At 38.8% G+C, this 2,108-nt stretch carries 2 protein-coding genes; both read right to left on the reverse strand.

All coding sequences use genetic code 11. The features are described from left to right. The coding region (locus MR593_RS10000) for a S66 peptidase family protein (RefSeq protein WP_290692457.1) at nucleotides 1-921 on the reverse strand (921 nt) is incomplete at its 3' end. A gap of 65 nt (nucleotides 922-986) precedes the next feature. Then, nucleotides 987-2,108, reverse strand: a 1,122-nt coding sequence (locus tag MR593_RS10005; RefSeq protein WP_290692459.1) for an FGGY family carbohydrate kinase, incomplete at its 5' end; no start/stop codon positions are given.

A 2,108-nucleotide genomic window follows, 5' to 3' on the forward strand; every position in this document is an offset into this window, starting at 1 on the left:
GCATGAGCAGTTGGAATAGTCAAATTCCACCTTTTTATTAGTAGCATCTAAGTAGCACATCGCACCTAGAGGTATTGTGCCGACTGGAATACAGTGTCCTGTTTGCAGGTTGTAGATTGTAGGCTTTTTGTATCTTTGGGCTATTTCGTTTACTATGTCCTCGACAGCCCAGTCTTCATCTCTGACCTTTCTGCAATCCTTGAAATCACCGAATATTATCCCCTTGCAATCTCTGAATTTACCAGCCATATGGAGGTGGTTTATCATTTTGTCTACATTATATACATATTCGCTAGTCTCTTCTATAAATAGGATTTTATCCTTAGTATCTATTTCATATTCTGTTCCTAGAGAAGTGTTTATTAAGCTCAAGTTTCCACCTACTATTTGGCCTTCACATTTACCTTCATATAATGCAAATATCTCTTCGTCCTCAGGATTTTCGAAATTTATTCTTTCATCTGTAGCTATGTTTTTTAATAGTGACTTTTCTGTGTAATCGTCCATATCGACAAATCTTCTCGCCACAGGTCCATGGTAAGTAACCAAATCGCATTTTTGGTTAAACGCCATGTGAAGCGCTGTTATATCGGACAATCCTAGAAATATCTTCGGATTATTTCTGATAATATCAAAATCGATTAAATCCAATATCCTAGCAGCTCCATATCCACCTCTTATGCAGAAAACCGCGTCTATATTTTCATCCGCAAATGCCTCTTGCAGACATTTAGCTCTCAATTCATCGTTTCCTGATAGGTATCCCCTGTCTACACTATAACAGCTTTCGTAAATTTTCACCTTGTATCCTCTATCTATCAAGGATTTTTCAACATCCTCTATTTTAGCTTCACGTAAATGACCTGAAGGAGCCACAATTCCTATAGTGTCGCCTTTTTTTAGTCTTTTTGGTAATATCATGATAATCATCCTCCTTTTTCATTTCGCGTATACTATTTTATTTTTATTATGCTCGAATTGTTACTTTATTCTTCTTTAGCCCATCCGTATGAGTATTTGACTGCCTTGTTCCAGCCTTTTATCTTTTTAGCTCTGTCTTCTTCTGATATTTCAGGAGTGAAAACTTTATCTATCTCCCAGTTTTTTATAACCTCTTCTTTGTTTTTCCAATATCCTACTGCTAATCCTGCCAAATAAGCTGCTCCCATCGCTGTAGTTTCGACACAAACTGGTCTTTTTACTGGTGCGTCTATTATATCAGATTGCATTTGCATAAGTAAATTATTTTGGCTCGCTCCACCATCTACCTTTAGAGCTTCTAGCTCTATTTTTGAGTCCGCCTTCATCGCTTGAAGTACGTCGTTTACTTGGTAAGCTAGTGATTCCAATGTCGCGCGGACTATATGGTATTTGTTGACACCGCGGGTAATTCCGACTATTGTTCCCCTAGCGTATTGATCCCAGTGAGGTGCTCCAAGTCCAGTAAATGCAGGCACTACATAGCATCCATTAGTGTCCTTTACTTTGTTTGCCATGTACTCAGAGTCTGCTGAGGATTCTATTATTTTTAGCTCGTCTCTAAGCCATTGTATCGCTGCACCTGCCACAAATATTGAGCCTTCAAGAGCATAATTTACCTTGCCGTCAAGCCCCCATGCTATCGTAGTTACAAGCCCGTTTTCTGAGAAAACTGGTTTTTCACCTGTGTTCATAAGCATGAAGCAGCCTGTTCCATATGTATTTTTTGCCTCCCCTGGATTGAAGCAGGTTTGACCAAATAGAGCTGCCTGCTGATCTCCAGCTGCTCCTGATATCGGAATTTCTCCTCCTAAAAACGCAGAATCGCAATGTCCGTAGATTTCACTAGATGGTTTAACCTCTGGAAGCATTGATTTTGGAATGTTTAATTCCGCTAAAATCTCATCGTCCCATTTTAACTCTTTAATATTAAAAAGCAGAGTTCTAGATGCATTTGAATAATCAGTCACATGAACCTTACCCTTAGTCAGCTTCCAAATAAGCCATGTCTCAACTGTCCCAAACAGCAATTCTCCCTTTTCTGCTCTCTCTCTAACACCTTCGACATTGTCTAAAATCCATTTTAACTTAGTCCCAGAAAAATAAGCGTCTATTATAAGACCTGTTTT

Origin of the sequence: Intestinibacter sp. (genome assembly GCF_022780145.1) — a bacterium.
In the GTDB taxonomy this organism is placed as follows: domain Bacteria; phylum Bacillota; class Clostridia; order Peptostreptococcales; family Peptostreptococcaceae; genus Intestinibacter.